The sequence below is a fragment of the Methanobrevibacter sp. genome (assembly GCF_045636185.1).
Classification (GTDB): domain Archaea; phylum Methanobacteriota; class Methanobacteria; order Methanobacteriales; family Methanobacteriaceae; genus Methanocatella.
Genome location: NZ_JAZTXC010000122.1, coordinates 1 through 4,673 on the forward strand (window position 1 = coordinate 1; position 4,673 = coordinate 4,673).

Below are 4,673 nucleotides of genomic sequence, written 5' to 3' on the forward strand. Positions count from 1 at the left end.
CTTGTTTATATTTCAAATAAATTAACTTATATATTAAAGGATATTTAAATGATTAACCTTTTAATTTATATCTATTTATTAGTTTAAGGTAAAATATACTATTTTACTATTGATAACTCATTTAAAATGTATTATATTTAAAATAATTTTATAATTAAAAAATAAAACTTTTATAATTTTGGTTAAAAATTTATTCAATTCGATATGTAAATATTTATATATCATAATTATCAAATCTATTACTAACTATTCATATGTGAATTAATTGGGGTTAGTTACGAATGGGAGAAAATATCTGTTAGACGGAATAAAGAGTTTTTCGTTAATATTGTTTTACTTGTTGTATCTTGTCTGTGTTTTGCCGGATAAGGTAAATGCAGGATACTTTCAAGAAAAATTTATTCGTATTATTTTTTCAATAATCCTTGTTGTTGATTTGATATTGGGTAGTTGATTTGTAAAAAAATTTTAATCGAAGGGAGAAAACTATGAAATCAAGAAAAATATTAATTATTGCTATTTTAATAGCTATAGTAGCAGTCATTGGTATAAGTACATGTTCTGCTGGTTTGTTTGACTTTTTGGGAAGCAATTCCAACAGCACTAACAACTCTAACGCAAGTGGGGATGTTAATTTAGCAGCTGCTGCTAGTTTAAAAAATGCTTTTGATAAGGATTTAATTCCTATGTTTGAAAGTAAACATCCTGGTATTCACATAAAGCCTACTTACGCTTCAAGCGGTGATTTACAAACTCAAATTGAAAACGGTTTAGCTGCAGATATATTTATGTCTGCTTCTAATAAACAGATGAATAAATTAGCTAATGAAAGTTTAATTGACAATAGTACTAATGTTCAATTTTTAGAAAATAAAGTTGTTTTAATCGTTCCTAAAGACTCAAAGTTAAACATTTCCTCATTTGATGATTTAAATAAGGTTAATGGTACTGTTGCTATTGGTAATCCTGAATCCGTGCCTGCAGGACAATATGCTAAAGAAGTATTGGTCAACCTTAAAATTTGGGATGGAATTCAATCTAAATTATCTTTAGGTAATGATGTAACAGCCGTATTGAATCAAGTAGCTGATGGATCTGCTGATTGTGGTATTGTATATGCTACCGATGCCGCATCCAATGATAATGTTAAGGTAGTTTGCGAAGCTCCTAACGGTTCTTTAAATACTTCAGTTATTTATCCTATAGCTATGACTAAAAATCCACAAAACCCAGATGCTGCAAAGTTATTCATGGAATTTTTACAATCTCCTGAAGCTAAAGAAGTGTTTGTTAAATATGGATTTACTATCCATCAGTAGATTTGTCTGAATATGTGCAGGAATACCATGGCTTCTTTAAGCCATGGATAAACTGCACAATAATGAAAAGTTTATTCTTAAAATGCTTCGGTGAACTTTAAATAGTAACATTACCTAAATAATAAATGGCATATACAAAGTTTAAGAACTTTTTTTTTTAATGATTTTAAAGTTAAAAAAGGAAATGTTGCTATTGTAAAATAAGAATGTTCATGTGAATAAAAATGTTAAAGGAGATATGTTTGTGGCAGTAGATTGGTCCCCAATTTTCATTTCAATGAAAACTGCAAGTTTATCAATTTTAATAACCTTTTTTGTAGGGTTATTTGTTGCTTGGATCATTGTCAAGATGAAAAATGATTCTGTGAAGATTGTACTGGACGGTATTTTTACACTTCCGATTGTATTGCCTCCTACTGTAGTGGGGTTCTTTTTATTGTATATTTTTGGTGTGAGAGGTCCTATAGGTAAATTTTTTATAGACTTTTTCACTATAAAGATAGCTTTTTCATGGTCTGCAACGGTAATTGCTGCTGTTGTAATGTCTTTTCCTTTAATGTATCGTTCTGCTCGAGGAGCATTTGAACAGGTAGATTCTAACCTGTTGGATGCCGGCCGTACATTAGGAATGTCTGAGTGGAAAATTTTCTGGAAAGTTCTATGTGCAAATGCTTTGCCAGGAATTATTAGTGGAGGAATTTTAGCTTATGCCCGTGGTTTGGGCGAATTTGGTGCTACAGCCATGATTGCAGGTAATATTGCAGGGCAAACCAGAACACTTCCAATGGCTGTTTATTCTGAGGTGGCCGCAGGTAATATGGGTGATGCATTTAATTATGTAGTATTCATTGTTATAATATCATTTATAGCTATTTTCATTATGGATTTTGTTTCTATACGTAGGGAGAAGCAATGGAAATAATTGCTATTTGATAATAGAAACATATTTATTTGTTAGTTATTTTAATTTTTATATGATGAGGAATTGATTATGGATAATAAATTGTTGAAAGTGGATATCCAAAAGAAACTTAAGGAATTTGATTTGGAAGTTGCTTTTGAATTGAAAAAAGGACGTTTAGGTATTTTGGGTCCTTCCGGATGCGGTAAAAGTATGACCTTGAAATCCATTGCAGGTATAGTAACGCCGGATAAGGGTGTTGTAAGCTTAACCACTAATGATGAAATTATCTATTTTGATTCCGATAAAAAAATAAATTTAAAGCCTCAAAAAAGAAATGTAGGTTACTTATTTCAGAATTATGCTTTATTTCCCAATATGACTGTTGAAGAAAATATCGGCATAGGTTTGTCTAAGGATGATGATGGAAAAACGGTATCTGAGATGATAAAGCGTTTTCGTTTAGAAGGATTAGAAAAAAGATATCCCAGACAATTGTCCGGAGGTCAACAGCAAAGGGTAGCTTTAGCACGAATATTGGCTTATAATCCCAATGTTATATTATTGGATGAACCATTTAGTGCTATGGATACTTTCTTAAAAGAACAGTTACGTATTGAACTTCTCAATTCACTGAAAGACTTTGACGGATTTTCAATCATGGTTACCCATGACCGTGACGAAGCATTTCAGTTCTGTGATGAACTTATAGTATTGGATAAAGGTAAGATTATAGCAAAAGGTGACACTTATGAAATATTTGAGAATCCAAAAAGGGTTCAGGTTGCCAGACTAACGGGATGTAAAAATATTTCTAGAATCGAAGTTATTGATGACTATCATGTCAAATGTTTAGATTGGGATGTGATATTCGAAGTGTCTGAAAAAATTTCACCTAATATTACACATATCGGAATAAGGGCACATAATTTTTCTGCTGCCGAAAAGGATGATGTAAATGTGGTCGATACTGTAAATTCAACAAAATTGGAAATGCCTTTTGAATGGGAAATAACTTTGGCAAATGGTTTATGGTGGAAATACGATAAACGAATTGATGAGCATGTTTTTGAGATTCCGGACTATTTGAAAGTAAATCCTAAAGATATAATATTGCTCGAAGAGTAATTAAATATTCAATACTTAAAACAGTCTTTTGTGTGATTGTCAATGATTCCTATTGATTCTAAGTAGGAATATATTGTAGTTGACCCTACAAATTTCATGCCTTTTTTCTTCAAATCCTTTGCTATTCTATCGGATAAGTCTGACTTTGTCTTATATTCAGCTTTTATGATTTCACCATCAGTAAAGCCCCATATGTAATTTGAAAAACTACCTTCTTCTTTTTGTATTTCTTTAAATACTTTCGCATTATTGATTGCTGCTCTAATCTTGCCTTCATGACGAATTATTTTCTCATTTTCAAGTAATTCATTTACTTTACTATCATCATACTTGATAATTTTTTCAATATTGAATTCATCGAAAGATTCTCTAAATGCTTCACGCTTTTTTAAGATGGTTATCCATGATAATCCTGCTTGAAACGATTCTAAAACAAGCATTTCAAATAGGATATCGTCATTATATTTGGCAACACCCCATTCATCATCATGATATTTTATATATATTTCTTCTTTTCCTTCAACCCATGAACATCTTTTTTTCATCATGTTAATATTTAATAAAATTCATAAATAGTATTAACTATTTTGCAGGGATAAAATGAAATACAGAATTTTAGGAAACACTGGATTGAAAGTTAGTGAAATAGCTTTTGGTGCTGAATGGTATATTGAAAGGCCTTACGAAGATGTTGAAGAGATGGTTAGGCATTGTGAAGCTAATGGAATAAATTTTTTAGACTGTTGGATGAGTGAACCTACAGTCAGAACCAACCTGGGTAAAGCCATTAAGGAGACTCGTGACAAGTGGATTATACAGGGCCATATTGGCGCTACATGGCAAGATAATCAATATGTCAGGACCCGTGAAATGGATAAGGTTATTCCTGCATTTGAAGATTTTATGGAACGATTCCAGATTGACGCTCTTGATTTCGGTATGATTCATTATGTTGACCAAATGGATGATTATGATGAAATAATGAACGGTCCATTCATTGAATATGATCGTAAGCTAAAGAGAGAAGGAACAATTGAACATAATGGTTTAAGCACTCATAATCCAGATATTGGATTGTTGGCAGCTCAAAACCCTGAAATTGAATTGCTGATGTTTTCAATCAATCCCGCTTATGACATGTTCGGTTCAATGGAGGATATTGAAGAGTACAGAAAAGAAGATGCATATGATGATCCGATGTTTGGTTTAAATCCTCAGAGAGCGGAATTATATGAAACCTGTGCAAATAATGGTACTGCATTAACTGTAATGAAAGGATTTGCGGGAGGTAATTTACTTGCAGATGAAACCTCTCCTTTTGGAGT

5 protein-coding genes are annotated in these 4,673 nt (G+C 31.7%); 4 read left to right on the forward strand and 1 reads right to left on the reverse strand.

Annotated features, from left to right (window positions below):
- Window positions 1-488: 488 nt before the first annotated feature.
- The 3 genes from modA to ACKI3Q_RS07210 all read left to right on the forward strand — a co-directional run bounded on the left by modA (window position 489) and on the right by ACKI3Q_RS07210 (window position 3,348).
- Entirely contained in the window at window positions 489-1,319 is an 831-nt protein-coding gene (gene modA / locus ACKI3Q_RS07200) for a molybdate ABC transporter substrate-binding protein (RefSeq protein WP_407415685.1), read from the forward strand.
- Between the two features lie 277 nt (window positions 1,320-1,596).
- Complete coding sequence (gene modB / locus ACKI3Q_RS07205) at window positions 1,597-2,241, forward strand: molybdate ABC transporter permease subunit (protein WP_407415693.1); 645 nt, start codon at window positions 1,597-1,599, stop codon at window positions 2,239-2,241.
- A gap of 69 nt (window positions 2,242-2,310) precedes the next feature.
- A complete protein-coding gene (locus ACKI3Q_RS07210; RefSeq protein WP_407415687.1) occupies window positions 2,311-3,348 on the forward strand; it encodes a sulfate/molybdate ABC transporter ATP-binding protein in 1,038 nt (345 codons plus the stop codon).
- An 8-nt stretch (window positions 3,349-3,356) separates the two neighbouring features.
- Here the strand turns inward: ACKI3Q_RS07210 and ACKI3Q_RS07215 are convergent, their stop codons facing one another.
- Window positions 3,357-3,893, reverse strand: a complete 537-nt coding sequence (locus ACKI3Q_RS07215; protein ID WP_407415689.1) for a DNA-3-methyladenine glycosylase I — start codon at window positions 3,891-3,893, stop codon at window positions 3,357-3,359.
- Between the two features lie 55 nt (window positions 3,894-3,948).
- On the opposite strand from ACKI3Q_RS07215, the gene ACKI3Q_RS07220 reads away from it, so the two are divergent.
- Window positions 3,949-4,673 (forward strand): aldo/keto reductase (locus ACKI3Q_RS07220; protein WP_407415691.1); only part of this gene is annotated, 725 nt, incomplete at its 3' end.

Excerpts from the sequence above, each read along its gene's own strand:
- modB (WP_407415693.1), top strand. The coding sequence starts at position 1,597 with ATGAAAACTGCAAGTTTATCAATTTTAATAACCTTTTTTGTAGGGTTA.
- ACKI3Q_RS07215 (WP_407415689.1), bottom strand. The coding sequence starts at position 3,893 with ATGAAAAAAAGATGTTCATGGGTTGAAGGAAAAGAAGAAATATATATA.
- modA (WP_407415685.1), top strand. The coding sequence starts at position 489 with ATGAAATCAAGAAAAATATTAATTATTGCTATTTTAATAGCTATAGTA.
- ACKI3Q_RS07210 (WP_407415687.1), top strand. The coding sequence starts at position 2,311 with ATGGATAATAAATTGTTGAAAGTGGATATCCAAAAGAAACTTAAGGAA.